The sequence below is a fragment of the Parvimonas sp. D9 genome, assembly GCF_035282565.1.
GTDB classification, from domain to species: domain Bacteria; phylum Bacillota; class Clostridia; order Tissierellales; family Peptoniphilaceae; genus Parvimonas; species Parvimonas micra.
In genome coordinates, this window is sequence record NZ_JAYKBM010000232.1 from 1 (window position 1) to 246 (window position 246).

Below are 246 nucleotides of genomic sequence, written 5' to 3' on the forward strand. Positions count from 1 at the left end.
GTCCATAGATTTGTACATGGATAGTCAGATGATCAGGTTCCATCAGTAATCACCCTTCTTAAATAAGTGGTCATGGAGAACTATTGCTGCAACCATCCCGCAGGACGCACCAGTTCCTGCAGTTAAGGCAACCCACCAACCACCTTTGACAATGATGTTTACAGCTGCTACATCAAACGCGGCCATCAAATAGGAGGTTAGCCAAGTAGCCTTCAAATGTGTACCTATTACGTTCTTATGCTGAAA

The 246-nt window shown here is 44.3% G+C and carries 1 protein-coding gene; it reads right to left on the reverse strand.

The window, feature by feature from the left end; genetic code table 11:
• Positions 1-42: 42 nt before the first annotated feature.
• Positions 43-246 (reverse strand): hypothetical protein (locus tag VJI94_RS08685; protein ID WP_324009082.1); only part of this gene is annotated, 204 nt, incomplete at its 5' end.